Source organism: Parashewanella spongiae, from assembly GCF_004358345.1.
Lineage (GTDB): Bacteria > Pseudomonadota > Gammaproteobacteria > Enterobacterales > Shewanellaceae > Parashewanella > Parashewanella spongiae.
Map to the genome: position 1 here is coordinate 3,100,058 of NZ_CP037952.1, position 25,790 is coordinate 3,125,847.

General features: G+C 39.6%; 25 protein-coding genes and 3 pseudogenes. 15 read left to right on the top strand and 13 right to left on the bottom strand.

The features are described 5' to 3' along the window. The first annotated feature begins 2 nt into the window (after nt 1-2). From E2I05_RS12125 to E2I05_RS12140, 4 genes are all read left to right on the top strand, one after another. Nucleotides 3-1,508 carry a transposase gene (locus E2I05_RS12125; protein ID WP_133309489.1) on the top strand — a complete coding sequence of 502 codons (1,506 nt, stop codon included), beginning with the start codon at nt 3-5 and terminating at the stop codon, nt 1,506-1,508. A 234-nt stretch (nt 1,509-1,742) separates the two neighbouring features. Beyond that, nucleotides 1,743-2,114: a hypothetical protein gene (locus tag E2I05_RS12130; RefSeq protein WP_133309597.1), complete on the top strand. Its 372-nt coding sequence runs from the start codon at nt 1,743-1,745 to the stop codon at nt 2,112-2,114. Continuing rightward, nucleotides 2,111-2,443, top strand: a complete 333-nt coding sequence (gene tnpB / locus E2I05_RS12135) for an IS66 family insertion sequence element accessory protein TnpB (protein ID WP_133309664.1) — start codon at nt 2,111-2,113, stop codon at nt 2,441-2,443. Before E2I05_RS12130 ends, tnpB begins: the two co-directional genes overlap by 4 nt. Before the next feature lie 22 nt (nt 2,444-2,465). Further along, nucleotides 2,466-3,530, top strand: coding sequence for an IS701 family transposase (locus E2I05_RS12140; protein ID WP_133309569.1), 1,065 nt, complete (start codon nt 2,466-2,468; stop codon nt 3,528-3,530). A gap of 200 nt (nt 3,531-3,730) precedes the next feature. Here E2I05_RS12140 and E2I05_RS12145 read toward each other — a convergent pair whose 3' ends face one another. Beyond that, nucleotides 3,731-5,236 carry a transposase gene (locus E2I05_RS12145; protein WP_133309665.1) on the bottom strand — a complete coding sequence of 502 codons (1,506 nt, stop codon included), beginning with the start codon at nt 5,234-5,236 and terminating at the stop codon, nt 3,731-3,733. 136 nt (nt 5,237-5,372) lie between these two features. Here E2I05_RS12145 and E2I05_RS12150 point away from each other — a divergent pair, with 136 nt between their 5' ends. The 4 genes and pseudogenes from E2I05_RS12150 (at nt 5,373) to E2I05_RS12165 (ending at nt 8,326) form a co-directional block, all read left to right on the top strand. Next, nucleotides 5,373-6,980, top strand: a complete 1,608-nt coding sequence (locus tag E2I05_RS12150) for an IS66 family transposase (RefSeq protein WP_133309504.1) — start codon at nt 5,373-5,375, stop codon at nt 6,978-6,980. 93 nt (nt 6,981-7,073) lie between these two features. Beyond that, nucleotides 7,074-7,397: pseudogene (locus E2I05_RS12155) on the top strand (hypothetical protein); the annotation flags it as partial. Nucleotides 7,398-7,436: 39 nt separating this feature from the next. Then, nucleotides 7,437-7,628 (top strand): hypothetical protein, encoded by a 192-nt coding sequence (locus tag E2I05_RS12160; protein WP_133309667.1) that lies wholly within the window; start codon nt 7,437-7,439, stop codon nt 7,626-7,628. A 5-nt stretch (nt 7,629-7,633) separates the two neighbouring features. Continuing rightward, complete coding sequence (locus E2I05_RS12165; RefSeq protein ID WP_244935429.1) at nt 7,634-8,326, top strand: ISAzo13-like element transposase-related protein; 693 nt, start codon at nt 7,634-7,636, stop codon at nt 8,324-8,326. Between the two features lie 9 nt (nt 8,327-8,335). Here E2I05_RS12165 and E2I05_RS12170 read toward each other — a convergent pair. Continuing rightward, nucleotides 8,336-8,836, bottom strand: a pseudogene (locus E2I05_RS12170) (helix-turn-helix domain-containing protein); the annotation flags it as partial. Nucleotides 8,837-8,840: 4 nt separating this feature from the next. On the opposite strand from E2I05_RS12170, the gene E2I05_RS12175 reads away from it, so the two are divergent. From E2I05_RS12175 to E2I05_RS12190, 4 genes are all read left to right on the top strand, one after another. Next, nucleotides 8,841-9,596, top strand: a complete 756-nt coding sequence (locus E2I05_RS12175; RefSeq protein ID WP_170179635.1) for an ISKra4 family transposase — start codon at nt 8,841-8,843, stop codon at nt 9,594-9,596. A 78-nt stretch (nt 9,597-9,674) separates the two neighbouring features. Next, a complete protein-coding gene (locus E2I05_RS12180) occupies nt 9,675-9,932 on the top strand; it encodes a hypothetical protein (protein WP_179952722.1) in 258 nt (85 codons plus the stop codon). A 139-nt stretch (nt 9,933-10,071) separates the two neighbouring features. Next, the gene (locus E2I05_RS12185) at nt 10,072-11,199 is read left to right on the top strand and encodes an IS4 family transposase (protein WP_133309563.1); all 1,128 of its coding nucleotides are present in this window, start codon (nt 10,072-10,074) and stop codon (nt 11,197-11,199) included. Nucleotides 11,200-11,254: 55 nt separating this feature from the next. After that, nucleotides 11,255-11,440: a hypothetical protein gene (locus E2I05_RS12190; RefSeq protein ID WP_133309406.1), complete on the top strand. Its 186-nt coding sequence runs from the start codon at nt 11,255-11,257 to the stop codon at nt 11,438-11,440. Between the two features lie 83 nt (nt 11,441-11,523). Here the strand turns inward: E2I05_RS12190 and tnpA are convergent, their stop codons facing one another. From tnpA to E2I05_RS12220, 6 genes and pseudogenes are all read right to left on the bottom strand, one after another. Then, nucleotides 11,524-11,952, bottom strand: a complete 429-nt coding sequence (gene tnpA / locus E2I05_RS12195) for an IS200/IS605 family transposase (RefSeq protein ID WP_121855218.1) — start codon at nt 11,950-11,952, stop codon at nt 11,524-11,526. A 105-nt stretch (nt 11,953-12,057) separates the two neighbouring features. Further along, the gene (locus E2I05_RS23025) at nt 12,058-12,252 is read right to left on the bottom strand and encodes an Arm DNA-binding domain-containing protein (RefSeq protein ID WP_121855219.1); all 195 of its coding nucleotides are present in this window, start codon (nt 12,250-12,252) and stop codon (nt 12,058-12,060) included. Beyond that, on the bottom strand, nt 12,213-12,374 hold the full coding sequence (locus E2I05_RS12205; RefSeq protein WP_121855217.1) for an Arm DNA-binding domain-containing protein: 162 nt from the start codon (nt 12,372-12,374) through the stop codon (nt 12,213-12,215). The genes E2I05_RS23025 and E2I05_RS12205 overlap by 40 nt, the downstream gene beginning before the upstream one ends. A 214-nt stretch (nt 12,375-12,588) precedes the next feature. Beyond that, a complete protein-coding gene (locus E2I05_RS12210) occupies nt 12,589-14,181 on the bottom strand; it encodes an ABC-F family ATPase (RefSeq protein WP_121855216.1) in 1,593 nt (530 codons plus the stop codon). Nucleotides 14,182-14,584: 403 nt separating this feature from the next. Continuing rightward, nucleotides 14,585-14,785: pseudogene (locus E2I05_RS23030) on the bottom strand (GNAT family N-acetyltransferase); the annotation flags it as partial. A gap of 243 nt (nt 14,786-15,028) precedes the next feature. Then, the gene (locus E2I05_RS12220) at nt 15,029-16,498 is read right to left on the bottom strand and encodes an ISKra4 family transposase (RefSeq protein ID WP_133309669.1); all 1,470 of its coding nucleotides are present in this window, start codon (nt 16,496-16,498) and stop codon (nt 15,029-15,031) included. Nucleotides 16,499-17,888: 1,390 nt separating this feature from the next. Between E2I05_RS12220 and ltrA the strand changes: the two genes are divergently transcribed. After that, the gene (ltrA, locus tag E2I05_RS12225) at nt 17,889-19,169 is read left to right on the top strand and encodes a group II intron reverse transcriptase/maturase (protein WP_133309670.1); all 1,281 of its coding nucleotides are present in this window, start codon (nt 17,889-17,891) and stop codon (nt 19,167-19,169) included. Nucleotides 19,170-19,320: 151 nt separating this feature from the next. Here the strand turns inward: ltrA and E2I05_RS12230 are convergent, their stop codons facing one another. Beyond that, complete coding sequence (locus E2I05_RS12230) at nt 19,321-19,893, bottom strand: hypothetical protein (protein ID WP_121854339.1); 573 nt, start codon at nt 19,891-19,893, stop codon at nt 19,321-19,323. Between the two features lie 131 nt (nt 19,894-20,024). Between E2I05_RS12230 and E2I05_RS12235 the strand changes: the two genes are divergently transcribed. Both E2I05_RS12235 and E2I05_RS12240 read left to right on the top strand, forming a co-directional pair. Continuing rightward, entirely contained in the window at nt 20,025-20,858 is an 834-nt protein-coding gene (locus tag E2I05_RS12235) for an ABC transporter permease subunit (RefSeq protein ID WP_243641109.1), read from the top strand. Beyond that, nucleotides 20,855-21,757, top strand: a complete 903-nt coding sequence (locus tag E2I05_RS12240) for an ABC transporter ATP-binding protein (protein ID WP_121854340.1) — start codon at nt 20,855-20,857, stop codon at nt 21,755-21,757. The genes E2I05_RS12235 and E2I05_RS12240 overlap by 4 nt, the downstream gene beginning before the upstream one ends. 95 nt (nt 21,758-21,852) lie before the next feature. On the opposite strand, the gene E2I05_RS12245 is transcribed toward E2I05_RS12240, so the two are convergent. The 4 genes from E2I05_RS12245 to E2I05_RS12260 form a co-directional block, all read right to left on the bottom strand. After that, nucleotides 21,853-22,062: a cold-shock protein gene (locus tag E2I05_RS12245; RefSeq protein WP_121854341.1), complete on the bottom strand. Its 210-nt coding sequence runs from the start codon at nt 22,060-22,062 to the stop codon at nt 21,853-21,855. Between the two features lie 302 nt (nt 22,063-22,364). Beyond that, nucleotides 22,365-23,177 (bottom strand): 23S rRNA (guanine(745)-N(1))-methyltransferase, encoded by an 813-nt coding sequence (gene rlmA / locus E2I05_RS12250; protein WP_121854342.1) that lies wholly within the window; start codon nt 23,175-23,177, stop codon nt 22,365-22,367. 446 nt (nt 23,178-23,623) lie between these two features. Continuing rightward, the gene (locus E2I05_RS12255) at nt 23,624-24,889 is read right to left on the bottom strand and encodes a phenylacetate--CoA ligase family protein (RefSeq protein ID WP_121854343.1); all 1,266 of its coding nucleotides are present in this window, start codon (nt 24,887-24,889) and stop codon (nt 23,624-23,626) included. Between the two features lie 20 nt (nt 24,890-24,909). Then, a complete protein-coding gene (locus E2I05_RS12260; RefSeq protein ID WP_121854344.1) occupies nt 24,910-25,731 on the bottom strand; it encodes an ABC transporter ATP-binding protein in 822 nt (273 codons plus the stop codon). Nucleotides 25,732-25,790 lie beyond the last annotated feature (59 nt).

The following is a 25,790-nucleotide window of genomic DNA, read 5'->3' on the forward strand; positions in this document are numbered from 1 at the left end:
AAATGCCGATACTCGACCGAACACCGCTTAACTCCTCAGACAAATTCGATCTTCTCTTAAAAACTATCGCTTGCCAAGTGCATGGTGCAGTTTCTTCTCTTTCTGATGAATTTAATGTTTCTCGTAAAGCCGTTTACTCCGCTAAATATGCGGCTCAATCGGCACTAAAGTGCCTTGTTACTACCAACGACGAATCTGATGTCATTACATCTGTAAATGTTGACGTACCACATCTTCGCCGTTCTATTGTGGCTTTATCAATCACAGCACCTAACTCTATTCGAGCAATTGAAGAACAAATCCCACTCATTTATCCAGGCTGTAAAGTCAGTTACGGTTACATTCAAGGCGTTATCGTTGAAGCTCAAGAGCAGGCTAAGTTATTTAACGAAAAAGTGTCGCTATCAGCCATAAAGAGTGTGGCCATCGATGAGATGTTCAGCCAAGGTGACCCCGTACTTGCTGGGATAGATCTCGAAAGTGGTTATTTATTTTCACTCTCTCACGAACAAAAGCGTGACGGTGAAACTTGGGCACGAGTTTTAGGTGAAGCTAAATCACAAGGATTATCACCTCAGCACGTCGTTAAAGATGGAGCAAAAGGAATAGCGAAAGGCGTTAGCATGAGCTTTGAACATGCAGAGCAACGTGATGATGCTTTCCATGCGTTGTATATCGTAGGTAAGGCGCTGAGAAAGGTTGAACGTCGGGCGTACTACTACATTGATAAAGAGGCTAGTTTGGAAAAAAGATTGCATAAAGATGTATTCGATACAGAGAAAAAGCAGCAGGCAATGGTTGATTTCTTAGGCGTGCAAGCGAAATGTGAGCAAGCGATTGAGCAATATGAAAGTGGAACAAAAAGCAGAAATCATCTCCACCAAGCTTTGACCAGTATTTCCATGAAAACGGGTAGCCTCATGACGAAAAAACAGGCTGAAGCCTTGCTAACGAAGGCTGTTGATGGCTTAAAAAATACTGAGCATAAAGATGGCATCACCGCTGCTAGATACATAAAAAATCGTTTGAAAGGACTGACATTAGCAACTCAAGCACTTCACGAAAAGTTACTGAAACTTGGCGAACTTTATCCTCAAGAATGCGTTGAAGTGGCTTGTCGCTTCTCTGAACGAAAGCGCCAATTACGAAAAGCTAAACCTTGGAAAATAGCGCGGTATCAGAAAGAATTAGTTGGCAGTTATCAGTGGTTGCGACTCCGTTTAGGCAAGAGTGCCAGCGAACTTATGCTGCAAGTGGAAGCGTTGCATCAAACTCGCCACAGAGCATCAAGTGCCATTGAAGGATTTAATGCCACTCTACGGTCTTACCTTTATGTCCGTAAAGGAGTCAATCAAGGTTTCCTCGAATTATTTAAAGCTTGGTACAACCTTCGCTCAAGACGCTGGGGGAAACATAAAGGAACTTCATCGTATCAGAATATCACAGGGAAAAAAGTTGATGACTGGCTAACAATGCTGAATTTTCCACCTTCGGATTTACACCACTAAGCACTCACAAACTTTGTGTGATTTACGGTAGCGGTTCAACTGAGGTTGAGCTGGCGATCTCTCTTTGATTTGTTACCTTTAAGACCTATATTTTGATCAGTCCTGAAAAGCGAGCGACTGAAATCTTACGAGGTAATGCGTCACAAGTAGCAAAAGGTGAGTTTACGGCAGCATAGTGCAACTTTAACCCAATAATTTGATGTAATGATGGCAGATTAATTATCGGAGCCCATCATGCCAAATATAGAGCCATTAACTCGCGTCGCCACAGTCTTCGCCCATTGGCGCATAAATAAGCCGAGTCGCGGAACTAAAATACCAAACACTCTCCGCGAGCAAGCCATTTCATTGCTAGAGCATTACTCATCATCACAAATTTGCACCGCTTTACGTATCAGTGGCTCTCAATTTAAACAATGGTGCCAGGTATCAAACTCGGCAGAGTCCATTACAGACTTCATTGAATTACCCAACTTACCTGAGGTCATCAAGCCCAATTCCCCAGTAAAACTTGAGTTGAATCTATCTAATGGCGACAATATTCATATACAAGGTGTGGTGGATGTTCACTTTATTTGCGCCCTTATCGGGGCAATGAAATCATGATCTATTTAACTTCCAACAGTCGTATCTTCATTGCGACTCAGCCTGCTGATTTTCGCTGTAGTATCGATGGACTGGCGGCCGTGTGCCAACAGCGCTTGTCGAGTAATCCGCGTTCAGGCTCGATATTCGTCTTCATTAATCGCAACAAAACCATGATACGAGCCCTCACTTATGAGCATAATGGCTTTTGGCTGATGACCAAACGGTTATCAAAAGGAAAATTTCATGGATGGCCACGTCATCATGGCGTTATGCAACCGATGGCTGCGGCACAATTACGGCAATTACTGAGTGGTGAACCTTATTTACTCATGTTACGCACCGCCTAAAAATTAGTGGCATAATCAAGCTATGAACGATGAATTACTAGAGCTGTATAGCGATTACCAACTATCTAGCTTTGGACAAGTAACAGCAACAGGGATGTCAGACTTACTAGATGGTGCTTACAGTCATGATCAGGTAACAAGACTCCTTTCTACTAACGAGTTCACCAGTAAAACTCTTTGGGGAATGGTTAAATCCACTGTAAGACAGGTCGAAGAAGATGATGCCGTTCTTATTTTCGATGATACGATTGAAGAAAAGCCTTATACGGACGAAAGCGACTTGATCGCTTACCACTACGACCACACAAAAAATCGAACCGTTAAAGGGATTAACCTTCTTAATTGTCTTTACTACTCCCAAGGTGTATCAATTCCAGTATCTTATAAGTTGATCACTAAGCCAATTCCCTATTGTGATCTGAAAACTAAGAAAGTTCGCAGAATGTCTGAAACAACTAAGAATGAAGATTTTAGAGAGCTTTTACAAATTAGTTACCAAAACCAACTTAAATTCAAATATGTTCTAGCAGACAGTTGGTTCTGTTCAAATGAAAATATGGTGTTTATCAAACACAAATGCCACAAGGATTTTATCATGGCGTGCAAATCTAATCGTCTTGTTTCTTTGAGTGAAGATGATAAGAAGCATAAGAAATCACAACGGGTTGATACACTTGAGTTTCAAGAAGGGCAGTCTGTCAAAGTTTGGATATCTGGGGTAGATTTTGAGTTACAGTTATCCAAGAAAGTCTTTAAAAACAAAGATGGAAGTACAGGCGAGCTTTACTTGTTATGCAGTGATTTAAGTTGTGATGATGAGTTCATCCAAGCGGTCTATCAAAAACGATGGAACGTTGAACTCTTCCATAAAAACCTGAAGTCAAATGCGGCAATTACCCGTTCTCCAGCACATACAGTTAAAACACAAAGTAATCATCAATTTTTATCAATTTATAGTGCATTTAGGCTTGAAACCTTAGCTTTAAAACTGAAAATGAATAAATTTCAACTGAGGGCGAAACTGTATATAAAAGCATTAAAAACAGCCTTTACAGAACTTCAAACTCTAAAAGCTGTTAGTGCGTAACATGAGTTATTTATCTTCAAGTCGCTTGAAATAAATCGCACTTACCGGTTGATTATTTTATTTATCGGATCATACTGCCCGCCGAATTCATTTTTCAGGACTGATCAAAATATAGGTCTTAAAGGTAACAAATCAAAGAGAGATCGCCAGCTCAACCTCAGTTGAACCGCTACCGTAAATCACACAAAGTTTGTGAGTGCTTAGTGGTGTAAATCCGAAGGTGGAAAATTCAGCATTGTTAGCCAGTCATCAACTTTTTTCCCTGTGATATTCTGATACGATGAAGTTCCTTTATGTTTCCCCCAGCGTCTTGAGCGAAGGTTGTACCAAGCTTTAAATAACTCGAGGAAACCTTGATTGACTCCTTTACGGACATAAAGGTAAGACCGTAGAGTGGCATTAAACCCTTCAATGGCACTTGATGCTCTGTGGCGAGTTTGATGCAACGCTTCCACTTGCAGCATAAGTTCGCTGGCACTCTTGCCTAAACGGAGTCGCAACCACTGATAACTGCCAACTAATTCTTTCTGATACCGCGCTATTTTCCAAGGTTTAGCTTTTCGTAATTGGCGCTTTCGTTCAGAGAAGCGACAAGCCACTTCAACGCATTCTTGAGGATAAAGTTCGCCAAGTTTCAGTAACTTTTCGTGAAGTGCTTGAGTTGCTAATGTCAGTCCTTTCAAACGATTTTTTATGTATCTAGCAGCGGTGATGCCATCTTTATGCTCAGTATTTTTTAAGCCATCAACAGCCTTCGTTAGCAAGGCTTCAGCCTGTTTTTTCGTCATGAGGCTACCCGTTTTCATGGAAATACTGGTCAAAGCTTGGTGGAGATGATTTCTGCTTTTCGTTCCACTTTCATATTGCTCAATCGCTTGCTCACATTTCGCTTGCACGCCTAATAAATCAACCATTGCCTGCTGCTTTTTCTCTGTATCGAATACATCTTTATGCAATCTTTTTTCCAAACTAGCCTCTTTATCAATGTAGTAGTACGCCCGACGTTCAACCTTTCTCAGCGCCTTACCTACGATATACAACGCATGGAAAGCATCATCACGTTGCTCTGCATGTTCAAAGCTCATGCTAACGCCTTTCGCTATTCCTTTTGCTCCATCTTTAACGACGTGCTGAGGTGATAATCCTTGTGATTTAGCTTCACCTAAAACTCGTGCCCAAGTTTCACCGTCACGCTTTTGTTCGTGAGAGAGTGAAAATAAATAACCACTTTCGAGATCTATCCCAGCAAGTACGGGGTCACCTTGGCTGAACATCTCATCGATGGCCACACTCTTTATGGCTGATAGCGACACTTTTTCGTTAAATAACTTAGCCTGCTCTTGAGCTTCAACGATAACGCCTTGAATGTAACCGTAACTGACTTTACAGCCTGGATAAATGAGTGGGATTTGTTCTTCAATTGCTCGAATAGAGTTAGGTGCTGTGATTGATAAAGCCACAATAGAACGGCGAAGATGTGGTACGTCAACATTTACAGATGTAATGACATCAGATTCGTCGTTGGTAGTAACAAGGCACTTTAGTGCCGATTGAGCCGCATATTTAGCGGAGTAAACGGCTTTACGAGAAACATTAAATTCATCAGAAAGAGAAGAAACTGCACCATGCACTTGGCAAGCGATAGTTTTTAAGAGAAGATCGAATTTGTCTGAGGAGTTAAGCGGTGTTCGGTCGAGTATCGGCATTTTATTTTGAGAATAGTTTTAGTCGGCTTATTATCTCAATAAATAACGTTTTTCTCCTCAGATTTTCTCATTTATTTGTTACCCGTATCTGATGGGTTCCCATTTTTCCTATTCGCCTAAGCTGGACTGTCCTTTAATGAGTAAACCGTTTACTGATATCGACCACAACGCGCTGGAAGCACTGATAGTTCGTGTTACTGAAGCCAAAGAGCATGAATTAGCACTGTCTCCAGAAGATTGTCAGTTGTTACTTGATGCCTTAGTGACGTTATCGACGATGCAGCAACGATTAACCAATCACGATGTCACCGTGCACAAATTGCGTAAGTTACTTGGCATTGAAAAGTCTTCAGAAGCCTTGTCTCGTGTCAGTAAAAGCAATAAAGGAAGCGGTAAACACACTGCGGGTAAAAATCGTAAACCCAAAGAGAGCGGTGAAGATTTCACTCCCGCTAAGCCAGTTGTGATAGTGCATCAGAGTACAGATGTGAAAAAAGGTGATAACTGCCTAGAGTGCCACATGGGTAAAATGTACAAAACCGACCCAGGCAGTTTACTGCGTATCACAGGGCAAAGTCCGTTTAAGCCAGAGCAGCATGTCATGGAGCGCTTTCGCTGTAATGCTTGTGGCGCTTACGCTACCGCCGCTTTGCCAGTTGAAGTGTTAGCCGACGGGAGCGAGCAACAAAAATACGGCTACTCAGCTCGGTCATTAATGGCCATACACAAGTATTTTGCCGGGTTGCCGTTTTATCGCCAAGGGAGCATTCAAAAGCTGCTTGGTGTCAAAATCACTGCGTCTACTGTGTTTGACCAAGTTGAATATGTGGCCAATGATATTTACCCTGTTTATCAAATGTTGGTTAACCTCGCGGCCGATGCGAAGCATTATTATCTCGATGACACGACTCACCGAATTTTGGATGCTACGCCAATAGAAAAACCGGTGCGTAACAGTGACAAGACACAAATGCGCAGCGGCGTGTACACATCAGGTGTTATTGCGACCACTCAAGCCAATGATAGTATCGTGTTGTTTGAAACTAATATTGGTCATGCTGGCGAATTCATCGATAGCCTGTTGCACAAACGCGGTACTCATCAATCTAGGCCGATAATGATGAGTGACGCTCTGGTCAGTAATCGCCCTACGGTAAGAGAATGTCTGCTGTCATTGTGTAACAGTCATGCCAGACGACAATTTGTTGATGTCATTAACCATTTCCCCGATGAAGTCGAGCACGTACTGACACGTTATGGTGAAATTTGGGCTTACGAGCAGCACACTAAAGAGCAAAAGTTTACGGCAACAGAAAGGCTGAGTTACCATCAGCAACATTCGTTGCCTGTAATGAAAACCATCAAGCAGTGGTGTACAACACACCTTAACGATGAAACAGTTGAAGAGAATAGTGGTTTAGGTAAGGCGATGCGATATTTTGTCAAACACTATGTTGGCTTGAGCTATTTTTGCCACTACGAAGGTGTATACATCGATAATAACCGTATCGAAGCCATGTTAAAAATCATCGTTCGTGACCGAAAAAATGCGATGTTCCATAAGACGTTACTTGGCGCTACGATTGGTGATGTCATCACGTCAATGATTGCAACAGCAAGTGAAGCTGGCATCAATGTGTTTGAGTATTTCACATTTTTACAGAGAGAGAAGGATAAAGTGAAAACCAATCCTGAAGAATACCTACCGTGGAATTATCGAGAAACAGTCGGCACTGAAAAATAATATAGCTGTAAAAAATGGACTTGGGCTAATCGCCTAGGTCTAGCTTTACCTGAAATAATTTAGTTTTTCACGCTATGCTGCCGTAAGCTCACAGCAAAAGGCCTTGGGATCAGTGCAACAAAACGGAAATTAAAACAACGAGAAGGCATTAATAAGTGCATCGGTTATCTATTGAAAAATAAATCAAGATTAGAATACGGTAAAGCGTTAGAGCAAGGTTTCCCAATTGCTAGCGGTGTCATTGAGGGAGCTTGTCGTCATCTGATTAATGATAGGTTGGATATCACTGGAGCGAGATGGAGCCTTGAAGGTGCAGAAGCTATATTAAAACTTAGGTCGTTAAGATCGAGTGGTGATATTGAAAAGTATTGGGAGTATCACAAAAAGCAATCCAAACAGAGGTTATACAGATGTGGGTAACTTCGTCGTTTTAAAAGACCCACACCCAATACGTTTGTGTATACCCGAATTACAGCGAAAGGCGTCAGAAAAAAGTTAATTGAAGAAAAAGGCTGGCTACCTGAAGAATTACCTAAAGAAAGAACCATTAACGACATATTAAATCGACTGGGATACAGACTTCGACGAGTCCAAAAAACTAAACCCCAAAAAAAATTCCTCAAACAGACGCTATCTTTGAAAACGTAAACAAAATCAATAAAGAAACAACCGGTAATAAAAAAGTCATCCGTATTAGTATCGACTGTAAAGCGACAGTTAATGTTGGTGAGTATTCCCGTTACGGTAAATCTCGTAGTGCTGATGCTGTTCAAGCGTTGGATCATGATATGGAAATAAAAAAGAAAATGATCCCGTTCGGAATTCTTAACCTCGACAATGATCAACTTCATGTTTTTTATGGCAACTCAAATAAAACAAGTGACTTCATTTGTGACGCACTTGAATGGTGGTGGGATTCAGTTAAAAGTGAAAATCTAGAAGTGGAAGAACTCATTATTTTTTCAGATAATGGTCCTGAAAATAGTGGCTGTCGTACTCAATACCTGTTTAGATTAGTAGCGTTTAGTGAACAATCGAAACTCAAGATTCGAAACGTCTACTACCCGCCATACCACAGTAAGTACAACCCGATAGAACGAGTCTGGTCATCGTTAGAGAGGCATTGGAATGGCACATTACTGAGTACAGCCAAAACGGTAATAGAATGGACAAAAACAATGACATGGAAAGCGATGAGCCCAGTAGTCAATTTAATTGATAAAATTTACTCAAAAGGAGTCAAGCTCAATAACAAAGAAAAAGAAGAACTGGAAAGTAAAATAGTCAGAAATAGTGAATTACCAAAGTGGGATCTTACAATCACTCCAATTGCGGTAGATTTTTAAATGCTAGATCCCTAAGTAGCCAGGATGGGCGGTTTCAATCTCCCCACATGCTTCATCATCGTGCTTTTTCTTTTCTAGCGCAGCAACTTGAGCATCACTAAGAATAATACCTTCACTAGCTACTTTTGCTTCCAGCGCTTTAAGTCGTTTTTTAAAGTTCTCTAAATCATGACGCAGCCAAATCGAGCGAACACCACTACCAGAGACAAATACACCTTGTTTACGCAGTTCGTTACTTGTCCTGTGTTGACCATGAGCCGGTTGGGCTACTGCATATTCCTGCACCGCTTTCTCGGTCGATTCATCAACACGATTTTTAATATTTGGTGCTCTTCGGCATTTGTTGATAAGAGCGTCAATGCCACCGTCTTCAACAAGTTATTGATAACGATAGAAAGTATCTCTTGATACGCCCATGACTTTGCAAGCTCTGGACACATTACCAAGTTCTTCTGCTAGATTGAGTAAACCTGTTTTGTGTTTAATAATTGGATTGTTAGTTTGTAACAAACGAATGGCAGAAGTTGCAGCGGTATACACCACCAAGCCTTTGCATCGTACCCCAGAATCAATCATGTCTAGAAACGATAATTCAAATGTTCGTCCATTACGTGTGCCACCAAGAAATAAACGTGTGTGGGCAAGCGTAGAAAGAAGCGCTGCGACTGTGATTGAAGAAGCATTTTTAGAAGCTCTGGAACGAGACCCAACTCAAAGCCGTCAGTGGGTTGTACTCGTTGATGGTCATCCTCATCAACTAAAACAAATTTATCGGGTGATGAAGAAACTCAACATCAATGCAACGGTGGTCATGGATTTCATCCATGTGCTTGAATATCTCTGGAAAGCGGCGTGGTGCTTATTTGAAAAAGATGATCCAGAAGTCGAAGATTGGATAGAAAAGCGAGCGACTGAAATCTTACGAGGTAATGCGTCACAAGTAGCAAAAGGCCTTGGGATCAGTGCAACAAAACGGAAATTAAAACAACGAGAAGGCATTAATAAGTGCATCGGTTATCTATTGAAAAATAAATCAAGATTAGAATACGGTAAAGCGTTAGAGCAAGGTTTCCCAATTGCTAGCGGTGTCATTGAGGGAGCTTGTCGTCATCTGATTAATGATAGGTTGGATATCACTGGAGCGAGATGGAGCCTTGAAGGTGCAGAAGCTATATTAAAACTTAGGTCGTTAAGATCGTGTGGTGATATTGAAAAGTATTGGGAGTATCACAAAAAGCAATCCAAACAGAGGTTATACAGATGTGGATAACTTCGTCGTTTTAAAAGACCCACACCCAAAGATTTTCTTAAATTCAAAAAAGCAAATTATAGTGCTGCCCCTCAAGTTTTGAATAAAAAACGTAATAGAGGTACGCAATTTTCTAAAGATATAGAAGATTTAATCTGGAAGTTTCTCAATAAATATCACCTTATAGAAAATGGAAAGTCAATTGCTGCTACTCAACGTTTATTAGCTAAAAAATATGAAGAACTTGGTTATGAAGGTGAGGCCCCATCTGCAAAGACGCTAGTTAGAAGGACGAAAACACTTGGCCCTTATGAATACGACCGTAGGAGGTTCGGTGAATCTTATGCTAAAAGTTAAAGAATCCACCTTCTTAGAAGGTGGCTTTGCTTTTCGCCCCCTATAAGGCAATGGCACTAACTTAAGATTTAGCTGAAGGTTTACTAATTGAACAATAGAGAGTAAATCATACAGATTAAGGTTTTTCTAGTGTCACGCCATGAATACTACAACTCGCCAATTCTTCAATGATGCCCCAGAATTGTTACGTCGCTTTGCTCAAACGGAAGAAGATGAACTTTCTTCAATTCTCACTCTGCAAGATTTAGAAGATTTTCAAAAAGATAATACTCAAAGAGTACGCAAGTATCCCGCTTGCCACACACTTTCGCTTTTCATGAAGCAAGTTGCCAGTGAAAACAAGTCTTGTCGTTGCACACTAATCAGTGACGCTAGAGATCAAATTGCTATAGGTCGAGAGAAAAACAGCACAATTACAGGTCCCTACTGCAAAGCAAGAAAACGGTTATCTCCAGAGTCAATTAAATCGCTATTGAAGAAATCAGGAAAAAACTTAGATGAAGCGATTCAAGGGAAATACTTATGGCATGGCCGTAGAGTGCTATTAACTGACGGCTCAACACTATCTATGCCTGATACGCACGAGAACCAAGCCCAATTCCCTCAACCTAAATCACAAAAAGAAGGGCTGGGCTTTCCTCAGCTGCGGATTTTAGTGTTAATTTCTTTGGGTAGCGGTGCAGTCATTGACTCGGCTGTTTCACCTTGTAAAGGGAAAGGTACTGGCGAGCAGGCACTATTAAGAAGTATGCAGTCAGACTTGAAACAAGGTGACATTGTGCTGGGAGATGCTAATTTCGAAAACTACTTTGTTCTTGTAGGACTAATGGGGTTAGGCGTTGATGCTGTTTTCGAAAAAAACGGAGCCAGAAATGTCGATTTCAGAACCTGTGAAGAAAAGCTGGGTAAGCGAGATGGTTTATTTAAGCTAATTCGTCCATCCTGTCCAGAATGGATGACCCCAGAGGATTACGCTCAAGTGCCAGAAAAGCTTATCGTCAGAATGGTAGGAACAAAGAAACGTATCATTGTTACCACGCTCACGGATAAAGAAGTCTATCCGAAGCAAGATATTATTGATTTATACGTTTCACGATGGCATATCGAGTTGGATTTTAGGTCAATCAAGACCATGATGAAAATGGATATTTTAAGGTGTGGTAGTCCAGATATGGTGCGTAAGGAAATTGATGTTCATTTGTTAGTTTACAACATGATAAGGGCACTTATGTGCCGAGCGGCAGAAAAAAAAAGGAATATCGCCTAGAGAGGCAAGTTTTAAAGCCGCACATGACGCATTACAAGATTTTCAGATATTACTTTTGCAAGCCACCGAAGGGATCATTGACACTTTATTGGATGTGATAGCAGATATTATCGGCGAGCATATCGTTGGCAATCGCCCGGGGAGAAAAGAACCGAGAGCAAAGAAAAGGCGACCGAAACCGACACCAAGGTTACAACATTCAAGAAAACAAGCACGTAGGCTTAAGGTATATCAGAAGTAATTCTTAAGTTAGTGCCATTGCCCTATAAGGGGGCTGGTGCTTGCCCTCTTAGAAGGCAAGCTGTTGTCCCCGATACTTACGAATTAAAAATCAAATCTTTCTTGTCGCTTTTCAAGCTTTTCCTGATATTTGACATACTTTCTTATCATTTCTGCGTCTATGCCTACTGTATTAACACAATACCCTTTAGCCCAAAAATGATTGCCCCAATATGGCTTTTTCCGTATATGTGGGAACTGTTTAAATATCCTTATTGCTGTTCTGCCCTTTACTGCTCCAAGTAAGTCCGATATAGAACATTTCGGCGGTACCTTTACCAAAAGGTGAACATGGTCTTCCTGAACATTTAGCTCTACTACTTGGCAACCTAACCTACCACAATATATTTGAATACAATTGAACACTTCTTGTGCTACTTGCCCCTTTAGTATTCTAAATCGATACTTGGGAACCCAAACAATGTGATATTGGCAATGCCATAAAACGTGCGATAATTTTTCAAATCTACTCATGTTATAGATCCTTTCTCTGTTGTGGGGACAACGAGAAAAGTCTTAACATGGGTAGATGCTACAGGCATAGCCTGCCGCTGATTACCACGCCCACAGGACGTGGTTTTAATTTTTCAATAAACCGTTTACAGTAATAACTTCAATATTGGCTTTCTTTTCTAGCTTTTTAACAATACGGGGATCATTGCCTTTTTCCAGTTCGGCCTTTAAGCGTAGGGTTTCTTCTCTGGCTTGTTTTAAAGTGGTTGCTGGATATTCTCCTAGATAAATTCGAGACTCTTGTTTATTCTGAACCTCAATTGAAAATTAACTTTACCTGTCGGTGTGACCCTTACACTTAACCCATTTCTATCTGCCTTTTCAATTCTTTGAGTTTGAGATTTACCAAGAACAGATCTTAACCACATATCTGATAGTGCCATGGCTTGCTCCAATTTTTGATTCGTGGGTACACAGCTGGGTACACACTTTTCAATACAACAGAGCCGAAACGATGAAATATCATGCAATAAATTGCAACTAGAAAAAGATTAATTTTGGGGAAAGAAACAGAAAAAAAATTTTAAGATGGCTGTGAAAAAGTCAAAAAAATGCGCTCAACTTATTGCTGAGCGCATTTAATTTAGAGGAAGCTAATTAACCTTCAATCCCTTTGCTAGCAAGGAATTCATCATAGCTACCTCTGAAATCTTGCACACCGTTTGGTGTCATTTCAATAACGCGGTTAGCGAGTGATGATACAAATGCTCTATCGTGACTTACGAACAATAATGTCCCTTCGTACATCTCAAGTGCATTGTTCAAAGACTCAATGGACTCCATATCCATGTGGTTAGTAGGTTCATCCATGATCAAAATGTTTGGCTTTTGCATAATTAGCTTACCAAACATCATTCGTCCTTTCTCACCACCAGAAAGCACTTTCACTGATTTTTTGATATCATCTGAACCGAACAACATTCTTCCTAAATAACCACGAACAGATTGATCATCATCTTCTGGTTTACGCCATTGGCTCATCCAATCAAACAGTGTTATGTCATTTTCAAATTCTGCTTCGTGATCTTGTGCGTAATAACCAATATTGACATTTTCAGACCACTGAATTAAACCATCTTTTTGTGGCAAATCATGAACAAGTGTTCTTAGCAGTGTCGTTTTACCGATACCATTATCACCTAGCACCGCAACTTTCTCACCAACTTCTACAATTAAGTCTAATTTTTCAAATAATAACTCATCAAATCCATTAGACAGTTGTTCTAGCACCAATGCGTTTCGGAATAATTTTTTCTCTTGTTCAAAACGAATAAATGGGTTTACTCGGCTTGATGGTTTAATTTCATCCAGCTTAATTTTATCTATTTGTTTTGCACGCGAAGTGGCTTGTTTTGCTTTTGAAGCATTGGCAGAGAAACGCGCTACGAATGTCTGAAGTTCAGCGATTTGTGCTTTTTTCTTAGCATTATCAGACATCATACGTTCACGTGCTTGAGAAGCTGCCATCATATATTCATCATAATTTCCTGGGAATATTTTCAATTCACCATAATCTAAATCTGCCATGTGAGTACATACAGAGTTTAAGAAATATCTATCATGAGAGATGATGATCATTGTGCTATTGCGCTGATTCAGAACTTCTTGTAACCAACGAATGGTATCGATATCTAAGTTGTTGGTTGGTTCATCAAGTAACAATAAATCAGGATCAGAGAATAATGCCTGAGCCAATAAGACTCTTAGCTTTAAGCCCGGAGCGATCTCTGACATTAAACCAAAATGACTGTCTACTTCGATGCCAACGCCTAATAACAACTCACCTGCACGTGATTCACAAGAATAACCATCCATTTCAGCAAATTGCATTTCTAGATCGGCAACTTTAATACCATCTTCTTCTGACATTTCAGGAAGAGAATAAATACGATCACGCTCTTTTTTTATTTCCCAAAGCTCCTTATGCCCCATAACAACAGTATCAATCAATGAAAACTCTTCATAACCAAATTGGTTTTGACTTAGTTTGCCCATTCGTTCATTGACATCAATTGAAACATTACCTGAGGTAGGATCTAATTCGCCAGTAAGAATTTTCATGAATGTGGATTTACCACAGCCATTTGCACCGATCAAACCATAACGGTTGCCACCGCCAAATTTAACTGAAATATTTTCAAACAGCGGCTTTGAGCCAAACTGCATTGTAATGTTAGCTGTTGTGATCACTAGGATATTTCCAAACAAAAAATGTGATATTGACGCTCAAAACTGAAAAGCTTTATTGCCTGAGCAGGATAAGGGGCGCAGTATAACTCCGTACTCGCTCAAAATACAGTTTTCGATACATCTCGTAATAAGCAAAACTCGGTACCGAAATACACCTAACTTTTTAATCCACCGATAATAAAGAATTATCAAAATAATCAAGCGAAATTTCATGCACTAAACAAAAACGAAACATTTCTGTTTGAGAGAAATTATTCGGCCTACAAGTCAGAGGTTTTTGAATGATCGTCAGGTTAATCGCACGTGTAAGTGATATATGCACAACTCCATGTGTAATTTCGTCATTACCACAAAAGTGGGAATCTAGCGTCGGAAGCTAGTCTAATCTGTTTTTACAGATCCGTTATTTAAATCGATATTCATATAAATTAACTTCTGAATTTAAATAATTTTTTAAACCTATAAATTTAAAACCGATTTTTATTAATAGCCCGTTTGAGACTGAACTTTCCTGATTTGTAAATGCACCTATAACATTTAGCCCGTATTTTGTATAGGCATTATCAAGAGCGGCTTGGGATGCTTCTTTTGCGAAACCCTGCCCTGTAAATTCTGGTAACTACGAATAACCGAGATCAGGGTAATTCAAAAATTCACGTTGTAACAGTCCACACATGCCTATGGAAGTATTCGTTTCAATTAAGGGTAGTGGGCTGAAGCAGTGAATTGATCTATCATGGTTGCACTCTAGTTTCATTTATTTTAGAGAATATCATGCGTCACTCTGTAGATGTTCAATGCCCTCACTGTCAAAGTACTTGGGTGTGGGTCTTTTAAAACGACGAAGTTATCCACATCTGTATAACCTCTGTTTGGATTGCTTTTTGGGATACTCCCAATACTTTTCAATATCACCACTCGATCTTAACGACCTAAGTTTTAATATAGCTTCTGCACCTTCAAGGCTCCATCTCGCTCCAGTGATATCCAACCTATCATTAATCAGATGACGACAAGCTCCCTCAATGACACCGCTAGCAATTGGGAAACCTTGCTCTAACGCTTTACCGTATTCTAATCTTGATTTATTTTTCAATAGATAACCGATGCACTTATTAATGCCTTCTCGTTGTTTTAATTTCCGTTTTGTTGCACTGATCCCAAGGCCTTTTGCTACTTGTGACGCATTACCTCGTAAGATTTCAGTCGCTCGCTTTTCTATCCAATCTTCGACTTCTGGATCATCTTTTTCAAATAAGCACCACGCCGCTTTCCAGAGATATTCAAGCACATGGATGAAATCCATGACCACCGTTGCATTGATGTTGAGTTTCTTCATCACCCGATAAATTTGTTTTAGCTGATGAGGATGACCATCAACGAGTACAACCCACTGACGGCTTTGAGTTGGGTCTCGTTCCAGTGCTTCTAAAAATGCTTCCTCAATCACAGTCGCTGCGCTTCTTTCTACGCTTGACCACACACGTTTATTTCTTGGTGGCACACGTAATGGACGAACATTTGAATTATCGTTTCTAGACATGATTGATTCTGGGGTACGATGCAAAGGCTTGGTGGTGTATACCGCTGCAACTTCTGCCATTCGTTTGCGGTCTTTTTTTTCTCCAGCACTTAGGCGTCCTTTGAGCTTCTGTTGTTTCGCTGCTTTTTGCGTGCCCTCTCTCAAGCTATTAGGTTGCATAACGATGCCTTTTCCATCCATAGTCAATACCAGTAAATCAGATGTATTTTCTGGCTTAAGGTATCTCTGCTGGAGATAAAAACCATCAAAATCTTGTGCAATATCCTGCACAATTTGCCTTGCTTGTCGCTTGGGCACGTGCGCACCTGTGGTGGTATCTATTGAGCTTACTGCATCATCATATGAGCCTTTGACTGCTTCTGTAGCGAGTCTTAGGCGTACACCATCAGAGTATTTATCTTTCGAAAGATTCAGCTCACCATCCATTGGAAACACGCTATCACACCGACGTTGACTGTAACCTTTTCGATGCATCGTTACGGTACCAAATAAACTTTCTAAGTTTCGTTTGCAGTTATTTTTCAAATGATTCAATGCAATGTCACGGTTGGAACAAACTTGCTGACGGGGCTCTTCAGCGGTTTTGATATCTAAGAAACCCTGCAATAAACACCGCAACAACTCAGTTCCTTCGGTATCGATATAGGCTTCAACTTCTCCATGGCTCTCTTGCTTAACTTGTTTGTCTTCGAGGTGCGAAATAATACGCTCAAATTTCAATTTGGCTTCAGAAAAGAATGAAAATTCGAGTGAGTTTGAGTATGCTAGTTTCATGAAAGGAGCCTTTTTATATACTTGTTGTGTGTGGAAACTGATAAGTACTATAAAATTGCTCCTTTCGCACCATTTATTAAACCCATCCAATTGATAATGAATGATCTTTTCATGCTTTTCGTCGATCTAAAAGATCTACACCCATTTCTTTTTAATTCACGACTTCAGCTAAATTTACTTTATCTGAAATATAACATTTTGTCTTTTAAGTGTATTTTCATGCTTATACCAATTACAGTAATTAATCTCTCACTCAGCAAGAGCTAAAAGGTTTCAATGCAAGGCACAAGCTCGAAGTACTATCGGGATAATTCAAGTGCTTGTAACGCGTAATGGAACCCTTTAGCCTTGCCCTTTGGGAGCTTGTATGTGCGCAAATTACTTCTCAAAATTGTCTTGACGTAGAACAACTATGTCTTCATCAATTTCGAATGTACTTTGAGCACATACATAGCTCTGAGTTGAGCATTTAATTACTGTAATTGGTATTATTGTTGCTTGTAAAAAATCTAAAACCATTCTCAACATAATTTTGGTGTGCTTAAATCTAAAAACATCAGTTGAACGCTGAGTATATGAGTAACTGCTTGATCAATAAGATAACTTTATCATCATGGCTTTCACCCAATGAGTGAAGTGCTCTACGCTCACAAGCTTGCTAAAATGACTGCTATCTGTGTTGTAACTTTTGCAAGTAGAATAACTACTTGCTGCAAGCTACGCCTTACTATCAGCCATTTTTTCTACGCTTGAGAACGCAGTCAACTGATGTTTCTAGGGAGCGCCACGAAGCGCTTTATTCTGTTGCGGGATTTGTCTCAACGTATACGCAGCCAAGCGATTACATGGCCATAAACCAGAGACAGCAACGTTATTATTTATAATAAGTCCATCAGGTTGAAACGTACCTGACGGGATAATTACCAGTTCATCCCGAAATCTGACGGGCATGCATAATGGGTAACCGCTATGACATGAAGCCCTGTGACAAAGGCCTTGAATAAAGGTTGAGATGCAATGTAGGCCGCAGCATCAAGCGAATTCAGTTAAGCGTCGTAAATCAAAAAATGAAGATGGGGAGTCTTTCCTAGTTGACGAACCCTGACACAAACAGAGAAGCAACTGGTAAATGCATCTGTTTGATCTTCCGGCGTAATATGAAGTGGCATGTATTGAAGGAAATAAAGTGAACGTGGGAGAGCCTGAGTGTTGGAAGGTAGTGACTTGCACTATCCGAATAATAAGGTAAACCGAAATTTCAGATAGGGCGCTCAGGCAGTCGGATGAGCCCATAGTACCGTTAACCGTGAAGACAACATAACTTTACATCAGGGAAGGGGCTCAGTGTTACACCCGTTTTTTAACGTAACTTTTGAGGTGAAATTGCCATATGGCTAACACTCCAGTAAATATCAGAATATTACAGCGAAAACTTTACTTACGCTCAAAGCTTAACTCGGAGCTTCGATTTTACAGCTTGTACGATAAACTCAGTCGCCTAGATATACTCGAAGAAGCCTATCGACGATGCAAAGCCAATAAAGGCGGAGCAGGAATTGATGGCATCACATTCAGTTATCTAGAGCAGCAAAAGAAAGTCGTTGCGCTGTTAAAAGAAATTCAAACTCAATTACAACAGAAAAACTATCGACCTAGCCCAGTCAAACGAGTAGAAATACTCAAAGACAACGGCAAAACGCGGAAACTTGGGATCCCGATAATCAGTGACAGAATTGTGCAAATGGCGATGACAATAGTGATGCAACCCGTCTACGAACCTCATTTACATGAACACAGTTATGGTTATCGTCCATGTCGAAACGCCCAGCAAGCGGTAAAAGTCATTGAAATGAGCCTAAAACAAGGCTATCAGCACGTACTTGATGCTGACTTGAGCGCCTATTTCGATACCATACCGCACGCTAAGTTGATGGCAAAAGTAGAAAGGCGAATAAGCGACAGCAGCTTTCTGAGTTTGCTGAAAAACTTTATCAAAGCGCCCATCAGCATAGAGACGGTCAACGGGAAATGGCGAATAGAAGCAAGCCGATGTGGCACTCCGCAAGGCGGAGTTATCTCTCCACTACTGGCTAACATCTATCTCAACGATTTCTGTTTGAAAATACACGAAAAAACACCGTGTAAAATCGTTACCTATGCAGATGATTTTGTTGTACTTCATAAGCAAACCTACACACAAGAGCAACTGGACTGGATAACACAGCAATTAAGTGATGAAGGTCTGAAGCTAAATCAAAGTAAAACCCACTGTGTGGATATGGGAAAGCTGATGAATGAGTTTGATTTCCTCGGTTTTAACTTTCAACGGATCACAGGCCTCATCAAAGGCACCAGTTACATCAAGATAGAGGCGTCTAAGAAGAGCCAAACAAAGCTGAAAAATAAAATCAGAGACATAGTGAAACACCGAACCTCAAATACACTTGGCGTACTGATAAATAAGGTTAATCAAGTTCTGAGGGGATGGAAACACTATTTTGGTGGGATAGGTTATCCCAGAGGTGTATTTTTCAGAATAAATGGATTTGTAGTAAACCGGTTCTATCGCTGGCATCGTCGCTTAAGTCAACGTCGAAGCAAGTATCTATCACGAGGTGCTTACGAAAAATTACGCCAAGCTGGTCTTGAGTATTTACCCACGACAAGATGATAAGCAAAGTGAAGGGGCTGAGAGAAGTGTAACAACAGAGCCGTGTGAGGGAAAACCTCATGCACGGAATCGAAGAGGGGCTGCTGGATAAGCGATAGCGAAGCCAGTAGCCTACTCTACTTTATAGAGATATTCAAATTACAACATGTGATTATTTACAGCCTGTTATCTCATTAAGTGATTGACTCCAAGCCCCTTCTTCGTCAAAGTTTTTTATAATTTCGTTTATGTGTTGGACATCAGAATATCCATTTGCTTTCAAATCAGAAAGATAGTTGGGTTTATAATTAGGTTTACCAATAGATTTAAGCTTATTGCAAATTTTAGCATTGTTGATTGTCATTTTATGAACTGCCTCAGCAAGTGCATCTAGCCTCTCTTTGGAATGTTCAGATAGCTTAGAGTTTTTCATTTTAGTCACTGAATCAAAAACTGAACTGTCGCCTACACGCAGAGAATCATAATGAGCATTATTCATTCCTGCTAAGTACATTTCTGCCGCACTGGTATACTCTTCATCCGACAAACAAGTATCTAATCCTGCGAACAGTGCTGCGGGATCTTTGTTATAATCCAAATCTGATAATGGCTTACAAGGTATATCATTTTGTGAAGCACAAGCAGTTACGAATAACAGCGCAGTTACGCTTATTAAACTTAAATTATTAATCTTTATCTGCATTAAACCAATCCTCAAAAGCATGTTAACTTTAATGCTAATCATAGCTATCAATCTAAAATTAGATACTTTTTCAACCTAAAACTACTTAATATGTAATAAATCATTACATTGACTTGTTATTTGCTTTGATGTGCTTGTATGGTTAATTCATCTTTTAATATTTGGATGACTAGATGAGTATAAAATCATCACCCAGCATAATAGCAAACACCTTGCTCATTGCTAACTTTGAGCTTCGTAAACTCTTTTTTCAACGACGAGGTATTATTGCATTAGCTTGTTTTACCTTAGTATGGGCTCTGATTCTTTTTTACCCCGTAAAGAGTGCCGCTGAACTCATTCTTGTTGATGGCTTTAAAGAGTTTACATCAGGCTTTGCGCACTCAAATAATGCAGAAAAAATTCTTAACTGGCCTGTTGCAGAAATGTCAGTGTACTGGGTGATTGCGTTACTCGCATTTCCAATTTTTAGCCTAATACTCACAGCCGATCAATTCGCTTCAGATAAGCAACGCGGTACATTAAGGTTTTTATTGCTACGTTCTCAAAGAGACAGTATATATTTCGGGCGTTTTTTGGCTCAAATCTATATTCAAGCAACGCTAATTATTATATCTGTAGTCGCAACTATCATACTCGCCACCTACCGCGAATTTGATTTGCTTTTACCAGCATTATCCATTGGCACTCTTGTTTCCGTAGCATTGATTATAAATCTATTGCCATATACCGCTCTTTTAGGTGTATTTTCTTTATATGCAAAAGGCGCACGACAAGCAACTATTTTAGCTATTTTGTTAATGACTATTGTTTCAATTGTTTTTTCAATTATTAATTATTATTTGCCTCAAACTGGCTTTATTAACCTCATTAAACCTGGTGAACAAATTTTCGATATGATAAATACTCAAGGCGTCGGTGTTCTTTCATATTCACTTATTCCTCTACTTCAGACAGTTGCGATATTAACGTTTGGTAGGTTCTATATTCAAAGGAAGGCATTATGAGCCTGATTACTTGTAACGATTTAACAAAGCTTTATGGAAGCAAAACAGCACTCAATAAAGTGAGTTTCGAAATCCAGCCAGGCGCACCAATTGCTTTAGTGGGGCCAAATGGTGCGGGAAAAACCACCCTTTTTAATCTTCTTTGTGGCTTTTTGAAACCAAGTAATGGAAGTGTTCGTATCTTGGATCAACGCCCAGGAGAAAGAAGCCTTATCGGAAATCTTGCCGCTTTACCTCAAGACAGCTTACTGGATCCTAGCCTATCAATCTCTGCCCAATTATCGTTTTTTGCACAACTTCAAGGTTTAAGTAAAGCTGAGTCACTAAAAGAGGCAGATCGTGTTCTAGACTTAGTTGACCTAAGAGATACGGCTAAAGAAAAACCAACGGCATTGAGTCATGGCATGGGAAAACGTGTCGCGATTGCACAAACTTTTATAGGCTCACCTAAGCTCATTCTACTGGATGAACCAACGGCAGGTATCGATCCTGCTAATGCTAAAAAAATACGCTCCATCGTTTCTGAACAGCAAGAAAACACTAACTTCTTGATTAGCTCCCACAACTTGGACGAACTTGAAAAATTATGTGATCAAGTTTTATACCTAGAGAATGGTTCTCTACAGCAATCCATTTCTTTGAAAAATCAAACTGAAAAGAATGATTTTATCACTTTAACCATGGAACAAACCCAAACGGCTAATTTGGTTAACGTTATAAAATTAATGAATGGTATCAAGCATGTTGAGCATTCACAGCAAGACACTTTTATTATTGAATACTGTGTAAATGAAGAACCTAACTTAGAAATCCGCTTATTTGAAATGTTTAGTCAGAACAAACTTCAATATAAGTCGATATTACGTGGCAAGCGATTAGAAGATACGCTTTTCTCTTGAAGATGAGTACATCTTATATTTTTTTACAAATACAAAAAAGCTGTGAACAATCACAGCTTTTTAAAGTTTTTACAGTATAAATACTGTAAAAAATGTTAGCCTACAACAGTTACGTCTTCAGCTTGTGGGCCTTTTTGGCCTTGAGTAACAGTGAAAGCAACTTTCTGGCCTTCGTCTAAAGTTTTGAAACCTTCAGAGTTAATAGCACGGAAGTGTACAAACACATCTGGACCTGATTCTTGCTCAATAAATCCGAAACCTTTATCAGAGTTGAACCATTTAACGGTACCAGTAGTTTTTGACATGATATAAATCCTGTAAATATTTAATTTTAAGCCTTAACGGCGATTACGCTAAAAATGCCGGTAGTACTTATGTTTACAGGACGAACATTGTCGTGATATATACATAAATATGAGCCCAACCTTCAAGCTGAGTGAACTATAAACCATTTAAAATATATGTCAACTTTGATACGCCAAAGTGCGAAAATATTTGTAAAATCAAGCGAGAACCGAGTATATAGCGAACAATTAATCCAATTTTTGCCCGAGTAAACTGAACAAAAGCTGAAGATATATACTTTTGTCCTAGTTATTCTTCCTGTTTAACATCGTTTATGGATTTGAATTTTAAAGTCCAGTTCACATTTTAGGTTGTTTGCACAAAGTTGGCTTTTCTGAAACTCGGATAGTTTCCAAGCATAAGGCGTCATACTTAAGAAATTAGTAACATCGGTTGCTTCATTCAAACTCATCAATGATTGCAGACGTTCTGAATGAACAAGCTCGAACCCTTCCAATAAATCATCCTCATTACTATTCAGTTTGGGTTCAGAATAAATCACGGTTTTTAAAAACCAATGATGTTCTGGTCCCGGCGATACAGTAATCAAATAACCGTCTTGTTTAATGATCCGCTTAAGCTCTGTTAAAGCCGATGGTGCATAGACTTTCAATACACCATCAAAACTATTATCAGCGAATGGTGTATCAAATGCGCTAGCAACACAAAAATTTACGTCTTTATAGCGTTTAGCCGCAAGTTTAACTGCGGTTTTTGATATATCTAAACCATAGGCATTGGTGGAAGATTGAGAGGAAAGGGACTCTACAAGCCGATTAGTGTAGTAACCTTCGCCACAACCTATATCAAGCAAATTGGTTACATTTAATTTGAACTCCAAAATGAGTTGATTAATTCTGTCGCTGAGATACTGATAAAAACCTTTATCCAGAAATTCTCGTCGTGACCGCATCATTTCTTTGTTATCACCAGGATCAATAGAGCTCTTTTTATGAACTGGCAACAAGTTCACATACCCTTCTTTAGCGATATCAAAACTATGCCTGTTTTTACATTTATAAGTACGTTCTATTTGACTTAAAGGCTGGGCACAGAGTGGACATATATAAGGCATAAAATTCTACTACTAATAAAAATTACAGCATTCTAGCAAACTTTGGTGCCTTTACCTCAGTGATGCTTATATATTGACATGTCAATTTTTAAACTAAGACATTATAGTTCGCATCACTAAAAGTGATGTACTAGGGTCTGTTGATCTTTCGTGATTGTTTTTGCAGCGATAAATTGGTTATTTTATGCAAGGCAGAGTTTGTGAGGTTTGGTTATTATCGACATACACAACTGTCGTTACTTCGTTTCCAAATAAGAAAACAATAACGCAGCACCTTTGATTTAGAAAGAGCGACCAATTTACGCTCTCTCTTTTTTCGATGCTTTTGAGCATTCGCTGTTCTGTGTTGTGACCAGCTCACTTAGATGGCTAAGCATCACTGCTCACGCCTTGAATAGATAAATGCTCAAATAGCACAAAATTTAATCATGGAAGATCAACAGACCCTAGCGTAAATCTATAATTTTATTAGTTTGTGGTAATTCATCTATTTTGGATATAGAAGCAGATAACTTAGTCACATTTTTAATTGTGTTAGCTAAATAACTGTCTAAATCGGCATTGGAAGAATATTCAAACGTAAACACATCATTATGATTTTCTCTTGTAACTACAAAACGTGCGTTTGAAATTTCAGGGTATAAGGATACAATTTTTTCCAATTGCGATAGATGAACGAACATTCCTTTCACTTTAACCATTTGATCAGCTCGCCCTAACCAACCTTTAATACGGTGGTTAGTTCTGCCACATGAGCTTTCTTCTTTATAATATGCGGTTAAATCACCAGTAGCAAAACGTACCAATGGATAACGCTCATCAAGTGTAGTTACTACAAGCTCCCCGACTTCGCCATCACGAACAAGCTCACCTGAGCCCGGCTTTACAATTTCAACAATAATATCTTCGGCAAGCACCCAGCCTTCGCTGGCATTTCCTTCAAAGGCAATTAAACCAACATCAGCAGTTGCATAGGCTTGTTTGACATTTATTCCATGCTCAATAAATTTTTGTCTCAAATCTGATGTTAAAGCTTCACCCGTGACGAGCGCTTTTGTAAATGAAACTTGGTGACCACGAAGCTTGGCTTTATCAATCAAAATATTTAAAAATGAAGGCGTACCACAATAACCATTTGGTTTAAAATGCGCGATTGCATCAAGTTGCTGTTCTGTTTGCCCCGGCCCTGCTGGAATGACTGTGCATCCACATGCTCTCGCACCAGAGTCCATAATAAAACCACCCGGTGTTAAGTGATAAGAAAGTGTATTCAATACCACATCACCATGAGTAAAGCCTGCAGAATGAAAAGCTTGTGACATGCGCCACCAATCAACGCTGTCCATGGCACCTTCATAAATATTACCCGGTGATTGGAATAAGCGTTGTAATTGAGTCCTTCCTGAAGTAATACCGCCAAATGGTGAGTTTTTAGCTTGAAGCTCCGCAAGATCAGATTTACGAATAAGTGGTAATTTCGCTAAGTTTTCTCGAGTAATGTGTGACGTCTCCAATAATTGTATATCTGAAAACGCTTTACTGTAATATTCACTTTCTTTCGCTAATCGAGTCACAAGCAACTTAAGCTTATGGAAAAGCTCAATTTCTCGAGCTGCCTGAGGTAGACTTTCTTTAGCTGAAGTAGAAGCGATGGTATTAATAAACGGACAAGCACTTTCCCATTCGTGAGTCTTTGAATTAGTTTCTGACATATTCACACTCTCCTATTTAATCATAACCAACGTTTACGGCGCTTATAAGACTTCAGGTTTTTAAAGCTTTTGCGCTCTTCATTACCACCTCCAAGATAGAACTCTTTAACATCTTCATTATTCAAAAGTTGTTCTCTAGTGCCATCAAGTACAATTTTTCCTGACTCCATAATGTAGCCGTAATGTGCTGCTTTCAATGCATAATTAGCGTTCTGCTCAACTAAGAGCATGGTAATGCCCTGTTCACGGTTAATTTTCTCAATAATACCGAAAACTTCTTTTACAAGGAGTGGTGAAAGCCCCATTGAAGGCTCATCAAGGCAGATCATTTTAGGCCTAGCCATTAAAGCACGACCAATTGCCAACATTTGTTGTTCTCCACCCGAAAGGTATCCCGCGAGTCCTGTACGTTCTTTTAATCTCGGAAAATAGGAAAATACCATCTCGATGTCTGAACCTATTTCACTATCATTTCTGGTATAAGCACCCAGACGCAGATTCTCGACTACCGTCATATCTTCAATGATTCGTCGCCCTTCCATTACTTGAAAAAGACCTGCACTTACTATATCTGCCGCATTAGTATTATCAATGCGCTGATCCAAAAAGGTAATATCACCTTTCGTTACTTCACCGTTTTCAGTTTTCAGTAATCCAGAAATAGACTTAAGCGTGGTTGATTTCCCTGCACCATTAGGGCCAAGTAAGGTGATAATCTTTCCTTTAGGAACATCAATACTTACCCCCCTTAAAACCTGAATCACATCATCGTAAACCACTTCAATATTATTAATTGAAAGTACAATTTCTTCTGGTTGAATTTGCTCGGCTGCATTACTCATCAGTTTGGCTTCCTTGAATTTATTACTCTAAGCGTCTTGCGCTCCGCACTTACCAAAGT

Coding starts and splice junctions, on each gene's coding strand:
- tnpA (WP_121855218.1), bottom strand. CDS start 11,952: ATGAGTAGATTTGAAAAATTATCGCACGTTTTATGGCATTGCCAATAT.
- rlmA (WP_121854342.1), bottom strand. CDS start 23,177: ATGCCTTATATATGTCCACTCTGTGCCCAGCCTTTAAGTCAAATAGAA.
- E2I05_RS12205 (WP_121855217.1), bottom strand. CDS start 12,374: ATGGCACTATCAGATATGTGGTTAAGATCTGTTCTTGGTAAATCTCAA.
- E2I05_RS12185 (WP_133309563.1), top strand. CDS start 10,072: ATGAATACTACAACTCGCCAATTCTTCAATGATGCCCCAGAATTGTTA.
- E2I05_RS12140 (WP_133309569.1), top strand. CDS start 2,466: ATGAACGATGAATTACTAGAGCTGTATAGCGATTACCAACTATCTAGC.
- E2I05_RS12240 (WP_121854340.1), top strand. CDS start 20,855: ATGAGCCTGATTACTTGTAACGATTTAACAAAGCTTTATGGAAGCAAA.
- tnpB (WP_133309664.1), top strand. CDS start 2,111: ATGATCTATTTAACTTCCAACAGTCGTATCTTCATTGCGACTCAGCCT.
- E2I05_RS12230 (WP_121854339.1), bottom strand. CDS start 19,893: ATGATTAGCATTAAAGTTAACATGCTTTTGAGGATTGGTTTAATGCAG.
- E2I05_RS12220 (WP_133309669.1), bottom strand. CDS start 16,498: ATGAAACTAGCATACTCAAACTCACTCGAATTTTCATTCTTTTCTGAA.
- E2I05_RS12125 (WP_133309489.1), top strand. CDS start 3: ATGCCGATACTCGACCGAACACCGCTTAACTCCTCAGACAAATTCGAT.
- E2I05_RS12235 (WP_243641109.1), top strand. CDS start 20,025: ATGAGTATAAAATCATCACCCAGCATAATAGCAAACACCTTGCTCATT.
- E2I05_RS12130 (WP_133309597.1), top strand. CDS start 1,743: ATGCCAAATATAGAGCCATTAACTCGCGTCGCCACAGTCTTCGCCCAT.
- E2I05_RS12150 (WP_133309504.1), top strand. CDS start 5,373: ATGAGTAAACCGTTTACTGATATCGACCACAACGCGCTGGAAGCACTG.
- ltrA (WP_133309670.1), top strand. CDS start 17,889: ATGGCTAACACTCCAGTAAATATCAGAATATTACAGCGAAAACTTTAC.
- E2I05_RS12260 (WP_121854344.1), bottom strand. CDS start 25,731: ATGAGTAATGCAGCCGAGCAAATTCAACCAGAAGAAATTGTACTTTCA.
- E2I05_RS12255 (WP_121854343.1), bottom strand. CDS start 24,889: ATGTCAGAAACTAATTCAAAGACTCACGAATGGGAAAGTGCTTGTCCG.
- E2I05_RS12145 (WP_133309665.1), bottom strand. CDS start 5,236: ATGCCGATACTCGACCGAACACCGCTTAACTCCTCAGACAAATTCGAT.
- E2I05_RS12175 (WP_170179635.1), top strand. CDS start 8,841: ATGGCAGAAGTTGCAGCGGTATACACCACCAAGCCTTTGCATCGTACC.
- E2I05_RS12245 (WP_121854341.1), bottom strand. CDS start 22,062: ATGTCAAAAACTACTGGTACCGTTAAATGGTTCAACTCTGATAAAGGT.